General features: G+C 58.3%; 14 protein-coding genes. 10 read left to right on the top strand and 4 right to left on the bottom strand.

Features of this window, described 5'->3' with window-relative positions:
• Positions 1-187: 187 nt before the first annotated feature.
• Positions 188-1,216 (bottom strand): YpdA family putative bacillithiol disulfide reductase, encoded by a 1,029-nt coding sequence (locus HDF15_RS20345; RefSeq protein ID WP_184258899.1) that lies wholly within the window; start codon positions 1,214-1,216, stop codon positions 188-190.
• 125 nt (positions 1,217-1,341) lie between these two features.
• On the opposite strand from HDF15_RS20345, the gene HDF15_RS20340 reads away from it, so the two are divergent.
• Both HDF15_RS20340 and HDF15_RS20335 read left to right on the top strand, forming a co-directional pair.
• Positions 1,342-2,661, top strand: a complete 1,320-nt coding sequence (locus HDF15_RS20340; RefSeq protein WP_184258898.1) for a hypothetical protein — start codon at positions 1,342-1,344, stop codon at positions 2,659-2,661.
• Between the two features lie 65 nt (positions 2,662-2,726).
• Positions 2,727-3,503, top strand: a complete 777-nt coding sequence (locus HDF15_RS20335) for a lipopolysaccharide assembly protein LapB (RefSeq protein WP_184258896.1) — start codon at positions 2,727-2,729, stop codon at positions 3,501-3,503.
• Positions 3,504-3,772: 269 nt separating this feature from the next.
• On the opposite strand, the gene HDF15_RS20330 is transcribed toward HDF15_RS20335, so the two are convergent.
• Complete coding sequence (locus HDF15_RS20330) at positions 3,773-6,517, bottom strand: DNA translocase FtsK (protein ID WP_184258891.1); 2,745 nt, start codon at positions 6,515-6,517, stop codon at positions 3,773-3,775.
• Between the two features lie 202 nt (positions 6,518-6,719).
• Between HDF15_RS20330 and HDF15_RS20325 the strand changes: the two genes are divergently transcribed.
• From HDF15_RS20325 to HDF15_RS20315, 3 genes are all read left to right on the top strand, one after another.
• Positions 6,720-7,856 (top strand): alginate lyase family protein, encoded by a 1,137-nt coding sequence (locus HDF15_RS20325; RefSeq protein WP_184258890.1) that lies wholly within the window; start codon positions 6,720-6,722, stop codon positions 7,854-7,856.
• 641 nt (positions 7,857-8,497) lie between these two features.
• A complete protein-coding gene (locus HDF15_RS20320; protein ID WP_184258888.1) occupies positions 8,498-8,971 on the top strand; it encodes a PA2169 family four-helix-bundle protein in 474 nt (157 codons plus the stop codon).
• Between the two features lie 105 nt (positions 8,972-9,076).
• A complete protein-coding gene (locus HDF15_RS20315; RefSeq protein WP_184258886.1) occupies positions 9,077-9,481 on the top strand; it encodes a DoxX family protein in 405 nt (134 codons plus the stop codon).
• 274 nt (positions 9,482-9,755) lie between these two features.
• Here the strand turns inward: HDF15_RS20315 and HDF15_RS20310 are convergent, their stop codons facing one another.
• Positions 9,756-10,661, bottom strand: a complete 906-nt coding sequence (locus tag HDF15_RS20310; protein WP_184258885.1) for an undecaprenyl-diphosphate phosphatase — start codon at positions 10,659-10,661, stop codon at positions 9,756-9,758.
• Positions 10,662-10,783: 122 nt separating this feature from the next.
• On the opposite strand from HDF15_RS20310, the gene HDF15_RS20305 reads away from it, so the two are divergent.
• From HDF15_RS20305 to HDF15_RS20290, 4 genes are all read left to right on the top strand, one after another.
• Positions 10,784-12,094, top strand: a complete 1,311-nt coding sequence (locus tag HDF15_RS20305; RefSeq protein WP_184258884.1) for a chloride channel protein — start codon at positions 10,784-10,786, stop codon at positions 12,092-12,094.
• A gap of 69 nt (positions 12,095-12,163) precedes the next feature.
• Positions 12,164-12,919: a ZIP family metal transporter gene (locus tag HDF15_RS20300; RefSeq protein WP_184258937.1), complete on the top strand. Its 756-nt coding sequence runs from the start codon at positions 12,164-12,166 to the stop codon at positions 12,917-12,919.
• Positions 12,920-13,141: 222 nt separating this feature from the next.
• On the top strand, positions 13,142-14,599 hold the full coding sequence (locus tag HDF15_RS20295) for a DHA2 family efflux MFS transporter permease subunit (RefSeq protein WP_184258882.1): 1,458 nt from the start codon (positions 13,142-13,144) through the stop codon (positions 14,597-14,599).
• A 192-nt stretch (positions 14,600-14,791) separates the two neighbouring features.
• Positions 14,792-18,391, top strand: coding sequence for a chemotaxis protein CheB (locus HDF15_RS20290; RefSeq protein ID WP_184258880.1), 3,600 nt, complete (start codon positions 14,792-14,794; stop codon positions 18,389-18,391).
• 9 nt (positions 18,392-18,400) lie between these two features.
• On the opposite strand, the gene HDF15_RS20285 is transcribed toward HDF15_RS20290, so the two are convergent.
• Positions 18,401-18,826: a helix-turn-helix transcriptional regulator gene (locus HDF15_RS20285; protein ID WP_184258878.1), complete on the bottom strand. Its 426-nt coding sequence runs from the start codon at positions 18,824-18,826 to the stop codon at positions 18,401-18,403.
• A gap of 670 nt (positions 18,827-19,496) precedes the next feature.
• Here HDF15_RS20285 and HDF15_RS20280 point away from each other — a divergent pair.
• Entirely contained in the window at positions 19,497-21,983 is a 2,487-nt protein-coding gene (locus HDF15_RS20280) for a TonB-dependent receptor (RefSeq protein WP_184258876.1), read from the top strand.
• Positions 21,984-22,027: the final 44 nt, after the last annotated feature.

Below are 22,027 nucleotides of genomic sequence, written 5' to 3'. Positions count from 1 at the left end.
TCGGTCGATCACCAGGAAAATATGGGGCAGAACCGGGGTTTAGTTTGAGCTCGCGCACAACGTTAGTGGCAGCACTGGCAAAAAACGGGAGGAAGCAGGTTCGCTCGCTCCGCTCGGAATGACAACAAGAAAAGCAAGGGCAAGAACAGAGGTGGTCTGTTCTTGCCCTTGCTGTTGCTGAGCTGCCTTACCGCTGCATCTTCGCAGCAAGATCCTTCGCGATCAGATCGCCGTGGAAGCGGCCGTTCTCGATGAAGATTTCGTTGGTGCGTTCGCCCGCGACGATGACACCCGCGAGATAGATTCCCGGCACATTCGATTCGTGCGTTGCAGGGTCGCAGATAGGGCAGCGTGCGTTGGATTTATCGAGCCGCACGCCCAGTGATTCGATGAAGCCGAAGTCCGGGTGATAGCCCGTCAGTGCGAAGACAAACTGGTTGGGAATCACCTTCGGGCCGCCTGGAGTGAGCAGCGTGACGGCGTCTTCGGTGATCTCACCGACTGTCGACGAGAGGTGCGCTGTAATCTCGCCGTTCTTGATGCGGTTCTCGATGTCGGGCTTGATCCAGTACTTGATGTGGCGATGCAGCTCCGCGCCGCGATGCACCAGCGTGACGCGAGCGCCATGCCGCCAGAGATCGAGTGCCGCGATGGCCGCGGAGTTCTTGCCGCCGATGACCAGGACGTCCTGCGCGAAGAAGGGGTGCGGCTCGTGGTAATAATGCTTTACCTTGGGCAGGTCTTCGCCGGGGATGCCGAGGTAGTTGGGGAGATCGTAGTATCCCGTGGACACGATCAACTTGCGTGCACGGTGCGTGAGCTGGCGGCCGAACTGATCGGTCGTGTGCACGGTGAAATCGCCGTCTGAGCCGCCGATGCGGTCGACGTTCTGATACTGCCGGATGTCGAGCCGATAGTGCTCGGCGACCTTGCGATAGTACTCGAGGGCTTCCGAGCGCGTAGGCTTCTGGTTCGGGGAGGAAAACGGCATATTGCCGATCTCGAGCAACTCCGGCGTGGTGAAAAAGGTCATATGTGCCGGGTAGTGGAAGAGCGAGTTGGTGAGGCAGCCCTTGTCTACGAGGACAACGCGCAGACCGGCGTTCTGCGCGGCGATGGCACAGGCAAGGCCGGTGGGACCGGCGCCGATGACGAGAACGTCTACGAGGTCATCGGGGAGGCCATCGGGGAGAACGTCGTGGGGGGCTTCACTCATATCGTTGTTTTTTCACTCATTCCTGTTTTTCTTATTGTATGGATGCGCGAACCGGAAAGACGCTTCACGGGATTGCCGGAGAAGGATAAAGTAAGGGCCATGAAGGACATGCGGCGGTCGCCACGATGAAGACACTCCTCGCGCTGGTGGCGACGCTGCTCCTGCAGATGGCGAGTGTCTCCGCCGGCCCGGTTGCGGAGCCGCAGCACCTTCGCTATGAGCGCGTGGTGGATCTGCCGGGCGACGCTTCGGGGCAGGCCTGCGTGACGCTGGATTCCACCGTGTTTGCCCATGCCGCTACCGAATCGCTGAATGATCTGCGGCTTTATGCGAAGAATTCGACGGTGGAAACCCCCTTCACCCTGACGGAGAGTGAGCCGCAGCACCCGGAGGATGAATCGGCCCAGGTGCGCAATGTAGCCGGTGGCAAGGGCGAGGTGAGTTTCGATATCGTGATGCCGCCCCGGCCCTATACGGCTGTGGTGCTCGATCTTGCGGCGCAGAACTTTTTCGCTACGGCGCATGTCTCCGGTGCGGAGGGCATTGGGAAGAGGACAGAGCTGGGCAGCTTTGAGCTGTTCGATCTCAGCGCGCAGCATCTGTCGCGCTCGACGACCTTGCCGCTGCAGGAGTCGACGTTTTCGGAGCTGCACGTAGAGCTGCACCTGACGCCTGCGCCGGGGTCGCGGGGGGCTGATTTTGGCCCGGCCATTGTGAAGGGAGCGAGGGTGCCGCCGAGCCGAGAGGCTCAGACGCTCTACACGACTGTTGCCGAGACGGATTCGATCTCGCAACGCGGTCACGAGACCCTCGCGAAGATTGCTATTCCCGCGCATGTCCCGGTAGAGCGCGCCTCGTTCGTGCTGGACCCCGGCTTCGACAGGAACTTCGCGCGCGAGGTTCGGATTACGGCAACTCCACATGCTGCGAGGGATCGAGAGTCGATTGAAGCGATCGAGGGAGAGATCTCGCGAGTGAAGTTGCCTGGCACTCAGTTCGGTGCTCCGATCGACAGCCGCGAGATGAGCGTCGATGCCGTGCTGGGAGCGAATCTCCGCAGCAGCGCAATGGTGGAACTTGCAGTTGCAGATGGGGAGAAACCGCTGCCTCTGCGGTCTGTTCGATTGGAGATGCGGCAACGCAGAATCTGCTTCGATACTGCTGTGAGCGAGGCTCCCTATACCCTGAGGTATGGCGATGCGATATTGCATGCCTCGCTCTATGACTATGCGCGCTGGTTCGTCCCTGCCGAGAAGCCGCTTGTGGCTACTTTGGGTGCGGAACGGGTGAATCCTGGTTTTGTCGCGCGTGTGGACAGACGGCCTTATATCGAGAGGCATCCCGAGCTGGTTTGGGTGGTGCTTCTGGCGGGGATTGCCGTCCTGGGCAGCTTTGCCCTGCGCAGTACCCGCAGGCATAGCCAATCAAGGTGGGAAGAGAAATAGACTCATAGGTGTCGAGGCTCACGAGTGGTAGTGCGAAGAGTCATTCAAATTGAGGGATGAGAAGCATGCAGGTTGTTGGTCGGTTGATGGTAGCGATGATGCTGGCGGGAACGGTTGCGGCACCCACCCATGGAGCAGCACAGATGAGTGCCGCTCCTGCGCAGAGCGCTCTCGTCGAAGGCAAGCGCGCGTTGGCGGCGAAGCAGTTCGTGCAGGCCAAGAAGATCTTTGAGGCGTTTCTGCAGACGCATCACGACGACGTCGAGGCCCAACTTGGATTAGGGGACGCGGAGCTTGGGCTGCATGAGTATGAGGCTGCCGAGCTGACGTATCGCCGCGTCGTCTCGGCGCAGCCGGAGCTGTGGAATGCGCACAAGAATCTGGTCATCGTGGAAGCGGCGCTGGCCCGGTGGGAGGAGTTCGACCGCGAGCGCGCGCTGCTGCGTGGGGCTCGCGAACGGGATGCGCCGGGGATCTCCGCTCGCGAGAGCGATGTGATCGACAGCTTCACGGTGCAGGGGCAGCACTGGGTGGTGCGCGAGTACTTCGAGCCGGTGGGGCGCTCGCTGACGCGGTATAACTTCGAGCACTTTTCACCCGATGGCAAGGCTGCGGAGTATATTTCGCTGGAGTCCGCCGAGGCTGCGCAGAAGGCGCTTAAGCCGGGGGATGTCCGTATTGGTACAGAGCAGAGCAGCCGGTTGAGTGTGAAGGATTTTGCTCTCAACTGGTATACGAGCAAGGCCCATGGGACGGTGGCGCGTTATGCTGCCGGTGAGCCGAAGTATGAGCGGGTGCGTGGGGATGTTTTGCGGTGGTTGCGTCGCGCGGGTGCGAAATAGACTGTGCTTCTGGGAGCGTGAACTATGGGCGGGTGCCCCATCCTCGACGCGCGCTTTTTGCGCGGCAGGGTGGGGTATGGATGCTAAGCGAATCCCACAGATCTTCGAAGCGCGCTCTGCGTCGGGGGTATCGTCTGGGGTAGGAAAACGACCGCTTTTCTCCACCTTGCCACGGTCGCTACTACAAGCTAAAGACGGTCGCATACGCGATACCCCACCCTGCCGCGCAAAAGCGCGCGTCGAGGATGGGGCACCCGGTTCTATGGCGCTTACCGTGATGCTGCGTCTACCTCGGCGAAGTAGCCGGGTGACTTGAGGATCTCGCGGGGCTTCGATCCGTCGGCTGGGCCTACTAGGCCGTCGCGCTCCATCATGTCGATCAGATGAGCCGCGCGACCGTAGCCGATGCGGAGCCTGCGCTGCAGCAGCGAGGTCGAAGCCTTTCCGAACTCGAAGACCAGCCGCACGGCATCGTCGAACATGGGGTCGTTGTCCTCGCCGTCGTTCGCGCTTCCGCCATCGGAGCCCTTCTCGTCCTTCGGTCCTTCGAGGAAGCCTTCGACGTACTCGGCTGTACCCTGTGCCTTCCAGAACTCGGTGACGGCGGAGATCTCCTTCTCCGTGACGAACGGTGCATGGACACGTTGCAGACGCGAGGTTCCGGGAGGCAGGAAGAGCATATCGCCTCGTCCCAGCAGGCTTTCCGCGCCGTTGGAGTCGATGATGGTGCGCGAGTCCACCTTGGTGGCGAGGCGGAAGCTCATGCGGGTCGGGACGTTCGCCTTAATCAGGCCGGTGATGACGTCCACGGAAGGACGCTGCGTCGCGAGCACGAGGTGAATGCCGACGGCGCGAGCCATCTGGGCCAGACGGGTGATCGCCTCTTCCACGTTGGCGCGGTCGAGCATCATCAGATCGGCGAGCTCGTCGATGATGATCATGATGTAGGGTAGCGGCTCCTGGTTTACGTCCTCAAAGAGGTAGTCGCTGCCGTGGTCGAAGAGCTTGTTGAACTGGTCGATGTTGCGGACGTGGTTGGCGGCGAGGAGCTTGAGCCGCCGCTCCATCTCACGCACGGCGTTTCTGAGGGCGTTGGCCGCGAGCTTGGCCTCGGTGATGATGGGTGTGAAGAGGTGCGGGATGCCTTCGTACATTCCGAGCTCGACGCGCTTGGGATCGACCATGATCATGCGCACCTGCTCGGGTGTGGACTTGAAGAGCACGCTCATGATCATCGCGTTGATGGCGACCGATTTACCGGAGCCGGTTGAGCCGGCGATGAGCACGTGCGGCATGCTGGCCAGATCGCCGGTGACGATGCGGCCGCTGATGTCCTTGCCCAGAGCGATGGGGAGCTTCGACTTCGACTGCGCGAAGCTCTCGCACTCGACGACATCGCGCAGCCAAATGGTCTCGCGATTGTGGTTCGGGACCTGGATGCCGACGGTGGACTTGCCCGGCATGCGCTCGATGAGGATGGATTCGGCGGCCATGGCGAGGCAGAGATCGTCAGCCAGGCCGGTGACGCGCGAGTACTTCACACCGGCGTCGGGACGGAACTCGAAGGTCGTAACGACGGGGCCGGGGTTGATCTGTTCGACGTTGCCGTCGACGCCGAACTCGGCGCATTTTTCGACCAGGGTGCGGGCCTCCTGGCGGAGTTCGTCCTCGCGCACCTGCGCCTGCTCCTCGCTGCGATACAGCAGGGAGCTGGGTGGCAGCTTGTAGCCGCGGATCGATTTGGTGGTCATGGCAACGGCGCGCATGTCCGCGTCGGCGCGCTTGCCGAAGGCAATGTTCTGCGCGGCGATGTCCTGTGTGGGCGAGGGCATCGGCGGGAGCGGCGGTTGTACCATCTGCGGGCGTGGCGTGGGGATGCGCGCCGGTGGTGGCTCGGGAATATCGAATGCGGCCAGCGAGGGCTTCGCGGAGATAGGCACTCCGCGCTCAGGAGCATCCAGCCAGCCATCGTCGTGTCCCTGGGTCTTTCTGACGGGCGGATTGCCGTTGTAGGGAAGATCAGGGTCGCTGCCGGGTGCGCGCAGGGGGGTGGACGCGGCGGCGAGCTGGGCGGCGTAGGGTGCAGCAGCAGCGGCGGCAGCGCTCAGGCCGGTCAAGGGAACCTCGTCGACCATGGTGCGCGGCATGGTCTGCCACATGGAGGGCGCTTCGGCGGCAAAGTCGGCGCGGTCGCGATCGTTCGGGTCTACGGCAAGGTCGGAGCCGTGATTTTTGCGGCGGCCAAACCAGCCCAGGAAGCTGGAGAGCAGGGAGGTGCTGGCCGGCTGAATCTCGCTGACGGCTACTGGGGCTTTCCCGGCACGGCTGCGAGCCTTGGCGGTGGCGCGCTCGCGCTTGGTCTCATAGGCGCTGACGGCCTCTTCGGTCTCATTCTTTCTGCGGCTCTCCTTCCACGCGGTATAGCGTTCGCTGGCGTTGCGGATGAACGCGAAGTGCGAGGTGAACCACTCGCGCGCTGTCGCGAGCGTGAAGGTGGTGGTCAGGTAGAGCGAGAACGCGACCATCAGGACGCAGAGGATGATGGTTCCGGGCAGATTCACGAATTGGATCAGGCCATCGGAGAGCAGGCGGCCCACTACGCCGGAGAATGGCAGCGTGTGTTTCCAGAGCAGATGGCCCGGCAACAAATAGATAGATGCTGGGGCGAACATCAGCCACAACGCGAGCCCGAAGACCTTGGCCTTCGTCGAGCCGACGGCGCGCGAGCGCATCCACGAGAGGCCCAGCCGGATCATCACCAGGGGCAGGAAGAGCACGGAGATGCCGAGCGTCTGAAGCAGAACGTCGGAGACGTACGCGCCGATCAGGCCGGTCCAGTTGTGCGCCGAATGGGGCCCGGTGGCTCCGCTCACGGTGTTAAACGAGGGATCGGTGGGCGTGTAGCTGAGGAGCGAGAGGAGGAGGAGGCCGGCGGCGACCAGGACGACGAGGCCTAGCATCTCGTTGAGACGGCGGCTACGTGTGGGCGAATAAACGAGTCTCTGAGGCTTCATAGGTGGATGGACGCACACGATCACGTTCGCCTGCCGGTGCCAGACCTCGGCGCATGGACGGGGACAACGAGACCTGGAACCACCAGAGCACTTTTATTGTTCCATAGTGCGCTGTGCGGTGCGCAGAGGCTGGGGGTGGAACCATAGTGGTGACGGGTAGGTGCAAAACGTTAGGATGGAAGCGTTTGACAGGAGACTGCTTATGGTACGAGGTTTTTGGCTCGGATTGACGCTTGTGATGGGTTTTACGGCTGGTTCCGCCCGGCCAACCAGGGCAGAGGCTCCCTGCGGGCAGCAACTGCCCCCGACGGTCTCTGGGCATGGCGCTTCGTGGGCGATCTTTCCGCCGGAGAGCCTGGCGGGGTTAAAGGCGCAGGCGGAGACAGAGACTGGCCGCAGCGTTGTGCGCATGGCCACGACGTTCCTCAGCGAGACGCCCCATCCCATGGCTCGCATCCACACCGAGGGAACGCTGCCGCATCATGGGATTCGCGACGAGAGCGTTGCGGCGGAGAAGGACTGGGATGGGATGCTGGCTCTCGGGCTGGCGTATCGCCTGACTGGCGACAAGAAGTATCTTGCGGCGGAGGACTGCTATCTCGGCGCCTGGACGGCGGTCTATCGCGTGAGCCTGAACCCGATCGATGAGACGAACCTGGACAAGTGGATGTTGGCCTATGACCTCACCCGGGGCAATCTTTCGCCAAAGACAGAAGAGCAGACCGCCGCTCTTTGGAAGGCGATGGCCGCGGGCTATATCGACTGGATGGAGAAGAACGGCCAGAAGGATACGGGGAACTGGTCGAGCCATCGGGTGAAACTTGCGGTGATGGCGGCTTATGAGGCTGGCGATCCTGCACTGGAGGCTCGGGCGGCGGCGGTCTTCCGCGAACAGGTGAAGCGCAATATCCGCCCTGATGGCTCGGTGGAAGACTTCTACAAGCGCGATGCTTTGCACTATGTGGTCTATGATCTCGATCCGCTCCAGATGGCGGCATTGTCGGCGAAGGTGCATGGCGAGAGCTGGTTCCATGAGGGGGCCGGTGGGAGGAACATTGCTCACGGTGTCGATTGGCTGGTGCCCTATGCGGTGGGCCAGACGAAGCATATGGAGTTTGTGCACTCGACCGTTGCTTTCGATGCGGCACGCGATAAGGCGGGCGAAAAAGGCTACTCCGGCGAATGGGACCCTGCTGCTGGGGTGCAGACGCTTACGCTGGCAGCGCTGCTCGATCCTCAGTATGCGTCGGCTGCGCGGCAGTGTGTTGAGCATAGCGGGCATAATCCGCAAGCGTGGCTGACGCTGTTCGGGGCTGTTGTGGGTGGTTCTGTGCAGTAGCGGGTAGTGTTCGGCTTTCGTCCGAAACGAAGATCGATATTTCCATAGTGCTTTGGTTTTATCCCACGGAATCGTCATCCTGAGCGAAGCGTCCCGGCCTTTGGGACGCGGAGCCGAAGGACCCGAGAGGCTTTATCTTGCCCATACTCTTAGGACCTTTTCTGCCTCAAGCACTCGAGCCTGGACGTCCGTGCTAGAAAAGGTCCCAGCATCATGGGCGAGATCAAGTCCTTCGGGGTCCTTCGACTGCGTAGCTCGCAAAGTGCGCGAGCTACTTCGCTCAGGATGACGATTCCGTGGGGATGTGAACAAGACCTGTGGTTGATGACGATTCTGTGGGAATGCGAACAAGACACGTGATTAAAGCTGGTGTCAGGCATTACCTGACGGCTGCTCTTCCGCTGCCAAATTTTTTGAAATCTCGTGCAACCCTTAATCATGAAAATCATGAGCTAACGCGGGGTGCGAGGTCTGCATCTAGTGGTGTGAATGGGATTGCGTAACTCTGCAAAGAGCAATTCCCGACACAGGGATTGGGGGAGCGGGATTTTCGCGATTTCTCCCGCTTGCTGCCGGTGCAGGAGAATCGCGCACAACCGGCAGACCCCGATCGCTGTCTAAATCACTCAACCGAGGACATTATGGCAAATAAGCTGGATGGATCGACTAAGAACCAGGAGATGGAGAGCGTACTTCTGGATTTGATCAAGTCGCTGCAGGATGGTCAAAAGGGCTTCGCCGAAATTGGAGAGCACTTGAAAGATGCCACCCTCAAACGTTATTTTCTCGCCGAGAGTCTGAAGCGGGCGAGCTTCCGTGCTGAACTTGAGGGCCAGTTGCATCTTGCGGGCATGGCGGATATCGAGGAGTCAGGCAGCGTGGCCGGTGCCTTGCATCGTTCCTGGGGCGAGCTGAAGGCGAAGCTGGGTGGCGGCGATCATTCGCTGCTCGAAACAGCCGAGAAGGGGGAAGACGAAGCGAAGGATGCCTATAAGAAGGCGTTAGAGCATGAGCTGCCGTTGCCGATTCGCAGCTTGCTTGTGGATCAGCAGGCGCATGTGCTGACTTCCCATGACTATGTGCGGAACCAGAGGGATGCGCTGGCAGGAAAGTAGCTTGCCTGGATCTTTGTTGCAGGCTGTGTCAGAGTTGGTTGGAACTCCCTCGTTATCGGCGATGTCTATGCCGGTAACGAGGGACACGGCTTTAAAGGGGATTCCATGCGGGTTGGGCGGATCGTGATGGGGGTGTTTTACATTGCGGCAGGTACAGCTCATTTTGTTGCGGTGCGCCTGTATGAGAGCATCATGCCGGCTTACCTTCCGGCGCATCACTCGCTTGTACTGCTGAGTGGTGCTGCCGAGATTGCGGGTGGGCTTGGCGTCCTCATTCCGAGGACTCGTCAGGCTGCGGCGTGGGGGGTTGTACTGCTGCTCGTTGCCGTGATGCCCGCGAATGTGTGGATGGCACAGCATCCGGAGTTCTATCCGAATATTCCGCGTTGGGTGATCTGGTTTAGGCTGCCGTTGCAGTTGCCGTTGATCTGGTGGGCTTGGCTGTATACGCGGGATTCCGTTGAATTGAATGAGAGAAGAGTCAACACATTCAAACAGGTGAAGTTCTAGCGCCAAAGGCGCGATTCATACCAGCCCAGGCCGCAGGCCTGGGTATATAGATAGATTGAGCTATAAGGGCTGAAAGCCCGCCTCATAGGGGGTAACTATGAAGCGGGCTTTCAGCCCTTACCTTTTCATGGGTTTCAAACCCAGGCCTGCGGCCTGGGCTGGTATGAGTCGCGCCTTTGGCGCTTGGAGCGATTTTCCGGACAGAGGGATTGCAGTAGAGAGAAGGCTATTGCAGAACCTTTCTCCAAACCTCTACTTCGTCTCATCTTGATATTTAGTGCAGACGCAGATGCAGATAGAACACCACGCAGCTCGCGACCAGGCAGTAGATCCCGAACAGATACCAGCGTCCATTTTCCAACCATGAGCTCAGCCACCGTAGCGCGGCGAGTCCGGCGAAGAACGAGAAGACCATGCCGAGCAGGGAAGCAATCAGGCTGGCGTGCAGGTTGATCGGCATACCGGCGGCCGTGGCTTCGTGGGAAGCTTTTAGCAGCCTCAGGGCTTCGCGGCCCACAACTGCTGGTGTGAGAATGACGGCCAGGGCGAAGGAGAAACGCTCTGCTCGTTCGCGGTTGGCGCCGGTCAGGAGACCTGTAGAGATAGTCGAACCTGAACGCGAGAAGCCGCGGAAGGGAAGACTCAGGCCCTGGATCGCCCCCATCCACCCAGCCTGGCTGAAGGTGACGTTGTCTCCCGAACGAGTAACGGAACGATCGTAGGCGTTGGTAGCAACGGCTTCCGCGTTGCGTTCTTTCATTCCCGCCCACAGAATCAATAAGCCAACGGCAAAGAGCGCATAGGCGACGAGGTCGAGGCGGCCAAAGAGATCTTCAATCTGCGCCTTAGGAGCACCAGGGAAAGCGATCTTTGCCACGATCTTCTGAAGCGGGTAGCCGATGACCCCCGTCAGCCCTGTTGCCCAGATCGCGCGGATCGCGAAGCGCTTGAAGGCGTCGGCGGTGGCGAAGTAGGCACGCTTCCACTGCGCCCAGAAGTAGAAGATGACGGCAAACATGGTGCCGGTATGCAGCATCACGAGCACCAGGGTCATCTCTGGCGAGGAGGGATCGAGCCCCAGCAGTTTTTCCGCGACGACAACATGAGCGGAGCTGGAGACAGGCAGGAGTTCGGCGAGTCCCTGAACGATGGCCAGGATTAAAACCTTCAGTAGAGGCATAGGTAAATTCTAAATTGGTTCCGGTGTCAGGGCCCAGGGCTCAGGGTATAGGGGGCAGGGCTTCGGAGCAGCAAACTTTGCACGCTGAGCCCTGGGCCCTATACCCTGAGCCCTGTATCCCCTTGCCGACAAAAGTCCAGAACGGATCGTCGCACTTCGCACACGCACTCTGGGCGGTTGTGCTGGGCGTTGTGAGCAGCCTGGCCTGTGTGGGGGTGCGTCTTGCTCTTCGTGGGATGCAGTGGGTCTTCACGCAGCAGGGAGGCCTGCTGTCGGAGGCCGCGCAGCACCTCTCTCTGACGCGCCGTGCGATGACTCCTGTCCTTGGAGCTTTGTTGGCCCTCGCCGTTCTCTGGCTGGCGCGAAGATATTTTCACGCGACTCCTGCCCGGGAGTATGTGGAAGCTATTCACTGTGAGGAAGGCCGGATTCCGCTCGCCCCTAACGTGTGGCGCACCCTCTCATCGATCTTCTCCCTGGCTAGCGGGGCGGCGGTTGGGCGTGAGGGCTCGATGATTCAGTTGGCTGCAACCGCGGCGTCCTGGGTGGGGGAGCGTTCTCCGGTCAGGGGCATCTCTTTGTCCCGGCAGGTGAGCTATGGAGTAGCGGCTGCTGTGGCTACGGCCTATCAGGCTCCGATTGCCGGTATCTTCTTTGCCACGGAGATTGTTCTCGAAGAGATGCCCTGGATGGAGCTGCCGTTCTTTGCGCTGGCCTCCGTGGCGGGTTGGCTTACGAGCCGCTGGCTGCTTGGTGCGGGCCCGATCTTCGCAGTCCGTGTGAGCCTGCCTGCTCTCTCAAGGGAATGGTTGTATCTTCTGCCGCTGGCGATTGTCCTGGGGGCGTTGGGACCGCTTTATCAGGCGATCCTTCGTAGTCTGCGATTCGCTAAAAAGTGGCCGCTGGCCCTGGTCTGGGGCGGTCTTGTCGTCGGCTTGCTCTCGCTGGCACGGACAACGGTCTGGGGGAATGGGGATGCCGCCTTGTTATCAATGATGCAAGGGAAGGCGACCCAGGGTATTTTGATCGTCCTCGCGCTAAGACTGATAGCGACGACGTTCTGTGTTGGAACAGGAACCGTCGGAGGCGTGTTTACACCGACTTTGTTTGCCGGAGCCGCTATCGGACTGGTGGCCGGGCAGATGCTCCATCTCTCGCAGCCCGTGCTGTTTGCTGTGTTTGGGCTCGGATGCTTTCTCTCCGCCGTGACTCATGCTCCCTGGATGGCATCGTTTATGGCTGTGGAATTGACCGGGGAGTGGCATCTGCTTCCGGTTGTGATCGTTTGCAATCTGCTGGCGAGCTTTGTAGCTCACCGGATATCTCCACGCTCGCTCTATGCGATTGCCTCCCATGAGCCTCTGGATAGTATTGCGGCAACTCATCTGGGAGAGCATTCGGGAGAGCATCCCAGTCTCCAGTTGCGGAGCTAAATAACAGGGGAGGAGCGTTGTGATTTACAATCACAGGCTGTAAATATTGAGAATGTATTATCAATTGTGATGCATTTTGCAAATGAACCAATTCCTCTTTTACTTCTTATCGTTCCTGTCTTCGCAACTCTCCTCGGCGGTCTCCTGGCACTTCAATTTCGCAGGTCTTTAGCGCTGTTGATGGCGCTGGGGGCGGGCCTGCTGCTGGGAGCCGCTTTTCTCGATCTCCTGCCTGAGGCCCTCTCCCTGGGGGCGCTGGTAGAGATACGTTCCGCCGATATCCTGGCGCTGGTACTGATCTCCTTTCTTCTTTTCTGGAGTATCCAAAGCGGACTGGACGGATTGGCTGCACGATGGGGTGGAGGATCGGGCAGCTCGGGGAGGACGCTCGGGAAGATCGGCGGCGGCATGCTCATCTTTCACAGCCTGCGCGATGGCATGGCCATTGGCCTCTCCTATGCGGCCTCGCATCCGGCGGGCTACGCGGTTGCAGTAGGCATCGCGGCGCATGATATCGGCGACGGCATGAATACGGTCATCCTGACGACAGGCGGCGATCAACCGAGGTTGAGCGATTATCTTTTTCTGGCTGCTGACTGCCTTGCTCCTCTCGCGGGAGGTCTTCTTACGGTCTGGTGGACATTTTCTTCAGGGAGTTCGGCGATGCTTCTTGCCGTGGCCTCCGGCTTCTTCCTCCAGATGGCAACCAGCGATTTTCTTCCGGAGGTGCGCCAACACAAGGGATTGAGGTATATGCTCCCCACTGTGCTTTCAGGCTCTGCACTCATCTATGTGGCCAATCTGTTGGTCGATCGCTTTCACTAAGCCCAAGTTGTTTGCTTTGAAGCTTGCCGGGCGGCAGGCGTTGGCAGCTTGCTTGTTCTCGATCCTGCTGGCATGGCTGGGAACGCTCTAGCGGATTTAAAGCAGTTCCCGTGAAGAACCCTGCGCGAGTGCGCACTTGTTTGCGTGCGTTCTTAAAGCTGCATCGAATGAAAAGGTGTTGTCGTGTTCTCATTGACCTGAGCTCCTTCTTTCCTATTCCCTATGAATGTGCCTGACTCCGTCGCCGCTCCTTCTCCGTTTCTTCATCCCTCCGAAGCCAGCAAGCGGCTTTTGCCGTGGCTGGTGGCGGTCGCATTCTTTATGGAGTCGTTGGACACAACGATTCTGAATACGGCAGTGCCTGCGATCTCCTCTGCGCTCAAGGTGGCGCCGCTGAGCATGAAAGCCGTGCTGGCCAGTTACACGTTGAGCCTCGCGGTCTTTATTCCTATCAGCGGCTGGATGGCGGACCGCTTTGGAACACGTAGGGTCTTCGCATCGGCTATCGGCCTCTTTACTCTTGGATCGTTTCTCTGTGGTATATCGACCGATATCCATGTCCTGGTAGCGTGCCGCGTTCTGCAAGGCTGCGGCGGGGCCATGATGGTGCCGGTGGGCCGGCTTACCCTGGTGCGGACTTTCGCGAAATCGGACTTGCTGCGAACCATGAGCTTTGTGGCGATTCCCGCCCTGGTGGCTCCCATGCTTGGGCCGATTGCCGGCGGCTTGATCGTCGGTTACCTGCATTGGCGATTCATCTTCTTTCTGAACCTTCCGATTGGCCTGGCTGGCTTGTTGATGGTCTACCTGCATCTGCCGGACTATCGCGAAAAGAATATCCACCCTCTCGACATCGTCGGCTTGATTCTCTTCGGGGCCGGTGTAGCGCTGTTGTCGTATGTGCTGGAGATCTTCGGGGAGCATGCTCTGAGTTCACGCGAGATCTCGGGGTTGCTGGTGCTTTCACTCGTCCTGCTTGCAGGCTATGGACTCCATGCGAAGAGCCCAGCTTATCCGCTGCTGGAGTTGAGTCTCTTTCGCATTCGTACCTTCCGCGCCTCGGTGAGCGGCAGCTTCTTCACGCGCCTGGGAATCGGTGGTGTGCCCTTTCTGCTGCCGCTGCTCTATCAGGTTGGGCTTGGCTTCACGCCGATTCAATCGGGGTTGCTCATTATGCCGCAGGCCGTGGCCGCGATGAGTATGAAGCTGGTTATGCCTCGTCTCCTGTCTTTCTTCGGCTATCGCGGAGTGCTGATCTCGAATACAGTGATTCTCGGATTCCTGCTGCTGCTGTTCGCGACCATTGGAGTCCATACGCCTGTCTGGGTCATTGTTCTGCAGGCGTTCTCTTATGGAGCGTTTACCTCGCTGCAGTACACGAGTATGAATACGCTCGTCTATGCCGACATCACGGAGGAAGAGACCAGCAATGCCAGTTCTATTGCGAGCACGATGCAGCAGATGTCGATCAGCTTCGGTGTTGCGGCTGCTGGGCTGGCCACTGCTTTCTTTATTCCTGACAGCGTTCGCTCCAATCCAGCGGGAATGATCCATGGGATTCATGAGGCGTTTCTTGTGCTCGGCGGCCTGACCATTGCCTCTACGATCGTCTTCCGCAGCTTGAAGCGGGGCGATGGGGATGCGGTGAATCAGCAGAAGATCCTTCATCCTGGTGGGTGAGGCTTTCGCTCACGAAACGGCTACTGTCAGGGACTTACTTCAGGGGTAGCGTACACTTGGGACGGCCATTGATTGAAGAAAGATCAAGCCGAACCGTTCCGACGCACGACGTTCTCGGAGGGATCCCGGTGTCGAATGCCTTCCCCATTACAAAGACCGCCGCCTAAAAGCACATCACTGGAGATTCCAGTTGTGGCCATTGGGGCTTCGGCAGGCGGGCTGGAAGCTCTTACGGCGATTCTGCGTGCCCTTCCCACAGACATCGCCATGGCGTTCATGCTGATTCAGCATCTCGACCCTAAACGCCACAGCATTTTGCCGGAACTGCTTTCGAAGACGACCAAAATTCCCGTACTAGAAGCAATCCATGCGATGAAGGTGGAGTCGAATCGTGTCTATGTGATGCCGAGTAACGTGGATATCTCCATCACGGATGGCCACTTTGGACTGACTCCGCGAGCCATCGACCACAAGCAGCATTTGCCCATCGACATCTTCATGCGTTCTCTGGCAGAGGTCCGCAAGAGCAACGCTATCGGCGTTATTCTCTCGGGCACAGGATCGGACGGTACTGCGGGGATTAAGGCGATTCGCGCTGAAGGAGGGGTAACCTTCGCGCAGAGTACAGAGAGCGCCAAGTTCGATGGCATGCCTCGGAGTGCGATCGAATCCGGATGCATCGATTACGTTCTATCCCCCGAAAAGATTGCGGCGGAGCTGGGCCGCATGAGCAGCCATCCCCAGGTTCGGCAGAGGCCGAAGGTCTCGCGCGAAGAGCCAAAGTCCGACGGCGACGTATTCGATTCAATCCTGAACTTGGTGAGTATTTCGCAAGGCTCTGACTTCACCAAATACAAGCCCAATACGATTCATCGGCGTATTCAACAGCGTATGGCGGCTCTGCGGATTCTCTCTCTTCCTGCTTATCTCACTTATCTGAGAGAGCATCCGGAAGAGGCGGCAAAGCTCTCTCATCATGTCCTGATTCCTGTGACCGAGTTTTTCCGCAACCCGGAGATCTTTGAAGGTCTTGCAAAGACAGCATTCCCAGCGATGATCGAAGAGAAGGTCGGAGAAGCGCTGCGGTTATGGGTAGTTGCGTGCTCTACCGGAGAAGAGGTTTATTCGCTGGCGATCACCTTGCTGGAGTTTTTAGGTGCAAGCGCTGAGGGGATGCGCATCCAGATCTTTGGCACGGATATTAATGAGAAGGGGATTGCGAAGGCGCGCTCCGGCATTTATTCCGAAAGCGCGATGAAGAACGTCTCAGCAGAACTGACTGCAAAGTTTTTCACGAAGGTAACGGGTGGGTACCGGGTTAACAAAGTCATCCGCGATCTGTGTGTCTTTGCACGCCAGGACGTCACCAAAGACCCACCCTTTTCGAGCCTGGATCTTATCTCCTGCCGCAACTTTCTGATTTATGTCCAACCGGAGTTGCAGGAGAGGATTATCTCGACCCTGCACTACGCCTTGAATCCATCCGGCTTTTTATTGCTGGGCAATGCCGAGAGCGCAGCTTCTTATCCGCAGATGTTTACGCCCCTGAATAAGAAGAGCAAGATCTATTCCAAAAAAGTCGGCGATCATCGCCAGCAGCGTACGTTTAAGACAGCCCGGAATCCCTTGCAGGCGGTTGCCTCCCCCATAGAGAAAGTGCAGCCCATCAGCCGTGCAAGTCAGAATGAACTGGAGTTACAGCAGCTCGCAGATCGAATGGTGCTGAGAGAGTGTGCTCCGCCGGGTGTGATCGTGAATGACGCGCTTGAGATTCTTCAGTTTCGTGGGCGCACCAGTCCTTACCTGGAACCCGCATCCGGACGCGCCAATCTCAATATTCTGAATATGGTTCGCGAGGAGTTGGCGATTGCTCTGCGTACCGCCATCGCATCGGCCAGGAAAAAAGCCGCTTCGGTCAAGAAGAAGAACGTCGCCTTTGAACATAACGGTAAAAGGCGTGTCGTGCATTTGTCTGTGATGCCCATGGATGAACTTGTTTCAGGAGTGGGCAGATGCTATCTCATCCTCTTTGAGGATGTAGTTCCTCTGATAGAGCCGATTGGCAAGACGGGCCAGCGATTCCCTGTGCAACCGGGCGATCTTTCCCGGAGAACACTTCTTGACCAGAAGCGTGAGTTGCAGGCGACACGCGCTTTGCTCAAAGAGCACACGCGCACGCAGGAGGCGCTCCGCGAAGACTATCAGTCGGCGAACGAGGAGATGCTCTCCGCAAACGAGGAGCTGCAAAGTACCAACGAAGAGCTCGAGACTTCGAAGGAGGAACTGCAGGCCACCAATGAGGAACTCAACACCGTTAATGATGAGTTGAATAGCAACAACTCGACTCTGCATCTGCTGGGGAACGACCTGAAGAACCTGCTCGAAAGCACGGTCATCCCTATCGTGATGGTGGATGGCAGTCTGTGTATTCGTCGCATGACTCCAACGGCAGAGGCTGTCTTTAAAGTGCTTCCGTCCGACATTGGACGGCCTATCACCGATATCAATCCGGATCTCAATATTGATTTGAAGCCTTTGCTTACCACTGTCCTTCGGGACGTCGTGAGCCTTGAACGAGAGGTACAGGACCAGCAGGGGCATTGGTATCGGTTGCAGGTAAGACCCTATGAAACATTAGATAATCGCAGCGATGGCGCGGTCCTGGTTCTTATGGATATCGATGTCATCAAGAAGCGCAATCAGGAACTGGTGCTCGCGAGCGAGTTCACTAAATCCATCATCGAGACTATGCCGGAACCTGTGCTGGTGTTGAACGCGAACCTGCATGTGCTGATGGCGAATTACTCCTTCTACAAGGCTTTTGAAGTGAAACCGGAGGCGACGTTGAACCGGTTCGTGTACGGCCTGGGGGACGGACAGTGGAATAAACCCGATCTGCGAACCCTGCTGGAAGAGGTTCTACCGCATGACAGGGATTTCCTGAATCATGAGGTCATCTACGACTTTCCCGGCATCGGCTGGAAGTCTTTTATGCTGAGCGGACGCTATATGGTGCAGGAGCCCGCGGCTGCGCCCCTGATTCTCCTGTCGCTTACCGACATGACCAAGCGCAAGAAGATTGAAGCAGCGCTTGTTCAGGCGGAGAAGCTGGCGATTGCGAGTCGCCTTGCCGCGACCATTGCGCATGAGATCAATAACCCGCTGGAAGCGATTACGAATCTTCTTTATCTCGCCTCAACCGGTGATGATGCCGCGGCGGCAAAGACCTATGCTGCCCAGGCTCTTGAAGAGGTCGGCCGGGTGTCGCACATTACGCAGCAGACGCTCAAGTTTTATCGGCAATCAACCGCTCCCTCCTCTGTGCAGGTCTCGGAGATTCTTGATTCTCTGCTGGTGCTGTATCACGAAAAGCTTCTGGCCAATAACATCACGGTCCATCGCCAATACAGAGAAGGTCCCTCGATCCTTTGCCTGGCGGGAGACCTTCGTCAGATCTTTGCGAACCTTCTCTCAAACGCTGTCGATGCGATGAGGTTTGGAGGTTCGCTTACGATGAGGGTAAGCAATTCCTACGACTGGCGCGATCGAGAGCGCCTCGGCATACGGGCTACCATCTCTGACTCCGGTACAGGAATGACCGCCAAGACGCTCGAGAGGATTTATGAGCCGTTCTTTACGACCAAAAATGAGACCGGCACAGGGCTTGGGATGTGGGTATCTGCTCAACTCGTCGAACGCTTGCAGGGCGATCTAAGGGTGTCCAGCACGATGCGCCGGGGCAGAAGTGGGACGACTTTTTCTCTGTTCCTGCCACTTGAGCTATCGGCGTAGCGCAAGCATTCAGGCGGGATCGTCGAGCCGTTCAATCATGACGTCGGTAGATTTGATGAGCGCTGCCGCCGCATCACCCTTTTTCAGCCCAAGCTCTCGAACGGCGCTCGCCGTAATGATCGCTGTGAGGTGGGTGTCCCCGGTGCCGATGATGACTTCTGCAAGAAGACCCTCAATGCGGATGCTGACTATTTTTCCGGAGATCTGATTCCTGCCGCTTACGCGACGGTAGCGCTCTCGCGATTCCGCAGGGGGCTTCGCCTTGTCTTTGGCTACGAACGGCTTAAGGGCTGATTCGGGAATGCGGTGATGGCCGCCCGGAGTCGGGTTGGTCTTCAGCTTACCCGCCAGAATCCATTGTTTGATCGTGGGATAGCTAATGCCCAGCAGTCGAGCTGCTTCGCGGGGAGTCAACATGGGATCGAGTTTTGCCATGGACTATAGATTTAGCACCTTTGCGTGAGATCTGCATCGCAGCCTGCTGCTTGCCGGGCTTGTTCCCAGTGTTACAGCGAGGTCATTTTGGGTGAGTGGGTGATGCGGCAAAATATGGCGTGTCATCAAACTCGCAGGTTCAAGCTGCGGACGAGTGTGAAATGAGAGCCCAAGATTTGTTTTGAAGGGGCGGGGCTTCAGCCCCGCCGTTAGAAGCCGCTGGATACAGTGACTTTAGTCACTGAGGGAACGATGCTTGGGCAGATCCAGGCGCTTCTGAAGGGCAAGAATATTCCAAGGGACTGAGTCACTACCCCGATAGACATCGTTTCCTCCGCGGCTGAAGCCGCTTTATTTCCTATGTTGTCCCAACGGCGGGGCTGAAGCCCCGCCCCTTCAAAACAAAGGCATAGCCAAACCCTGAAACAAAGTTTGATGGCACATCCTGGTCTTCTGGGCGGTCCGCTAAACGGATTGTCAAATTGACCCTACGTTTTGATTCGTATAAATTCAAGAAATTAGAACTATTGTCCTTATAGGCAAACGGAGTAGCGGCTCTGTGCGCGTGTAGCCGTCTAGCTACAGAAGATAGTCCTTCACCACCCAGCTTCTCCAAGTGGTCTTAGCTTTAGATGCGTCGAGACCGGGAGAGCCACTCTTAAGGAGCCCGATGTATCGCCACTCCGTTATTCACCTGCCCTTTTGCAAAAGCATTCGCTTCCATCTTTCGTTCTTAGCCGTGTTTTTGCTGCTTGTATCCTTGCCGGCTTTGGCCCAGTCAGTTCAAGTAAGCGGTACGATCAAGGACCCTGACCAATCGGTGGTGGGCAACGCTGTTGTGTCCCTGGAAAACCTGCAGACTACCCGCACCTTTCAGGCGGCTACCAATGAGTCAGGGCAGTATGTTTTCACCTCCGTGCCCCAGGGAACCTACAGGCTGGAGGCGCATAAGCCGGGGTTTGCGGCGATCGTTGTTCCTTCCCTCACGATCTCTGCCGGACAGAACCTTACACGGGACCTTTCGTTTGCTTTGGCTGGAACAAGCGCGTCCGTTACCGTCAATGCCGGACAGACGGGTACGGCGGCAGAGGGCTACTATGTGGACCACGTCAACCAGGGCGTCCTGGGAAATGCCCCCATTGTGAACCAGCCCTATACGATCACGGTGCTTCCAGCCGACGAGATCGTCAATACCCAGGTGAAGAGCTTCCGCGATGCGATGAAGTATCTTCCGCTGGTTTCATTCACGGAGCAGCAGGGGTCGGAGATCCTTCGTCCGGCGACGCGCGGTGTTCAAGGCAGCATTGCGCAGAACACGCGCATGGATGGCATGGCCATCGCCATCACCGGCGGCAATGCGATGGAGCAGTACCAGAGCCTACAGGTTGAGAACGGCCTCGGTGCCTCTATGTACGGCCCGGCCAATCCTTCCGGCATGTTCGACTTCATGCTCAAACGGCCCACCGAGGAACGCTTCACCAACATCTATCTTGAGCAGGACAGCAGCTCCATCGGGACGATCTACGCCGACACAGGCGGAAGACTGGGACCGCATAAGATCTTTGGCTATCGCAGCAATCTGCTCTTCGGCGATGGAACCGCCTTCGTGGATCAGAGCCGTCTTCGTCGCCGGTTGGCGGAGTTTGCTTTCGATCTCCGGCCTACCGATAGAACTGTGATCGATGCTCACTATAGTGCGTACGACATTATTCAGCGTGGCTATCCGGGCTGGTTTACGTATGGCCCGGACAAGAGCGACAAGACCGATACTCCGCCGCGTACGTTGCTGTTGCTCGCCGCACCCGATCCCACGCGTGTGGGCTATGGCCAGGCCTATGCTGGTGTGAACCTGACCACGCAGAGCACCAGCGTCCGCCTTCTCCACGACTTCTCTCCGAACTGGCATGCCATGGCCGGTGGGCTGGCGCAGCGGCTTGACCGCTTCATCGACACCCCGGTCAACAACCTGACGGATAACACCGGGGACTACAGCACCTCTCTGGCTACTGGATTCGCACCGCGCTTCGGTGTGGAGAGTGACCTCGGCTACATTACAGGAGTGATTCAGAAGTGGGGCATCAAGCAGGATGTTGTTGCCGGCAGCGAAGGCTATCGGTTTAACCAGTACGCTTACACCTCACCAGCGGCCGCCAATGTTCTCCTCGGTACGGCGAACATCGCGAATCCAAAGATCTTTGCTCCACCTGTTGTGGGCCTTCCTCAGAATAAGGGACTGTATCAGTCGTCCGTGGTGCATCAGCAGGGATTCAACCTCGGCGATCTGGTTTCGTTCCGCAATCGCTTCCTCGTACGTCTCGCTGCCAGCCAGGACTGGATCGGTGTGGACAACAACTCGGCGACCGCGCGCACCAGTGGATCGAACAAGCAGGGAATCAGCCCTTCGGCGAGCGTGATGTATAAGCCGACGAGTTGGTCGACTGCCTATGCCACGTACGCGAGCAGCCTGCAGCAGGGAGACATTGCTCCCGGCGGCGCAACTCTCGTGAATGCGAACCAGGCGCTCGCCCCGTATCGCAGCAAGGAGTGGGAACTGGGCTTCAAGACAGATGCGCATCCGATCGCGTTTACGACCGCGTTGTTCCGGCTCGAACGGCCCTTTGCGGACACCATCCCATTCAATAACAGCCCCACCCAAACGATCTTTGCGATCGTCGGCCAGCAGGTCAACTATGGCGCCGAGATCTCCGGGCAGGGCACGCTCTTTCATAGCCTGCTGCTGAATGGCGGCTTCACCGCGCTCAATGCGCGGTTGAACAATACCAACGTAGCTTCGACCGAGGGTAAGCGCTTTGTCGGTATTCCCGACTATAAGTCGAATCTGTTGGCAGAGTACCGGCTGCCGGGCGTTGTGAATCTGAATATTACAGGCGATTGGCAGTTTGTTGGGCAGCGTCCGCAGGACGACCAGAACCTGCACACTACGGTTGGCTACAACACGTTCGACTTCGGCTTTCGCTACTCACATGCCTTCTTCACGAAGGTGGCGACGCTGCGATTCACCTGCGACAACATTACCGACACTCGTTACTACTCGACGATTGCGGCTGGCGATATCACCGGAACCAATGCGAGCAGCAATACCGCTCACCTGGGCGCGCCGCGAACGATCTCGACATCCTTGCAGTTCGCGTTTTAGAGCCTGTGATTAAACTCGCATGTTCACGCTATGGATCAGGGGTA

The sequence above is a fragment of the Granulicella mallensis genome (genome assembly GCF_014203225.1).
In the GTDB taxonomy this organism is placed as follows: Bacteria; Acidobacteriota; Terriglobia; order Terriglobales; family Acidobacteriaceae; genus Granulicella; species Granulicella mallensis_A.
Note: the sequence above shows the minus strand (reverse complement) of the source record. Positions and strands in the feature narration are given on the sequence as shown.